Consider the following 1,093-nt stretch of genomic DNA (forward strand, 5'->3'; position numbering starts at 1 on the left):
GGTGCAATGTTTTTCATGGATAACAACTATGGGGAGTGTTTCACCGGTGATGGCTTTGCCTTCACCCCGTTTGGCGAGCACCAGTTTGCCATCAACGGGCTTTGCTACCGCATCATATTCTTCTGCAAGGCGTGCAGCAAAAGCCATATCGCTTTCAGCTGTTTGGTCAATGTGACGCACAACGATTTTTGCAAGAGAAGGATCAACCTTTGGCGTATAGCCATTACGCTGTGCTATCTCTTGAACAATACTGCCAAGGGTTTGCTGGTGATAGGATTGGCTTTTGGGTGTTCTATAAGACGTGTTCATAGAGGCGGCGCGCCCTGTCACGCTTAAGCTTTGTGGTGGGCTGCTTACAGAGATTTCGTCTATCAGATAGGATCCCATATCGCGGTTTTTCCCGCCTTCATAGCCAAGTGTGACAGAAATGATTGTTCCGATAAGAGGAATATCAAGAAAGCCGTTATCACTGTCACGCGCACGGTCATCAAGCTCTATAGTGATACGATCACTTTTGTTTTCTGCTTCATCGGTAATTTCAATCGACAAAACATAATCCATAAGAGTTTTGGTGATGTCTTCTCCATTTGCCAGAACCATGCAAAAAGGTTTCATGATTGACTGCCCCAAATTCTGATTACCGGTGTGGCTTTAGGATAGGGGAGGGTNATCCATAAGAGTTTTGGTGATGTCTTCTCCATTTGCCAGAACCATGCAAAAAGGTTTCATGATTGACTGCCCCAAATTCTGATTACCGGTGTGGCTTTAGGATAGGGGAGGGTTGGCAAAACGATTGTGATGCCTGCTTTTAAAATGGGTCCATAGTCTGCAAGACCAAAATTTGCTGCATAAACGCGTTCAACAGCAAGGGCTTGTTGACCTTTGGCATAATATCTCCAGCAAATGGCATCCACCATATCGCCATCTTTGGTCATATAAAGGTCACTCATAGGTCTCCACCATATTCTCTCAACTTTATTGTAAATTCTTGTTTTTTTGGGGTGCCATTATAATGAAAAACGCTTTGTTTTTCCTCTACAGAAAGAATGACAAACTTACCTAAGATTTTGCCTTGACCGGTCACAAGAATGTG

Annotated in this window: 3 protein-coding genes; all 3 read right to left on the reverse strand. The window is 44.0% G+C overall.

The window, feature by feature from the left end; translation table 11 throughout:
• On the reverse strand, nucleotides 1-615 hold a 615-nt coding region (locus tag ACFIKN_RS01560; RefSeq protein ID WP_375657808.1), incomplete at its 3' end, for a contractile injection system protein, VgrG/Pvc8 family.
• Between the two features lie 110 nt (nucleotides 616-725).
• Nucleotides 726-950 (reverse strand): tail protein X, encoded by a 225-nt coding sequence (locus ACFIKN_RS01565; RefSeq protein ID WP_375657809.1) that lies wholly within the window; start codon nucleotides 948-950, stop codon nucleotides 726-728.
• Nucleotides 947-1,093, reverse strand: a 147-nt coding sequence (locus ACFIKN_RS01570) for a phage tail protein (RefSeq protein ID WP_375657810.1), incomplete at its 5' end; no start/stop codon positions are given. The genes ACFIKN_RS01570 and ACFIKN_RS01565, both read right to left, overlap by 4 nt.

This window comes from Bartonella sp. CL436QHHD (genome assembly GCF_042195105.1).
Taxonomy (GTDB): Bacteria; Pseudomonadota; Alphaproteobacteria; order Rhizobiales; family Rhizobiaceae; genus Bartonella.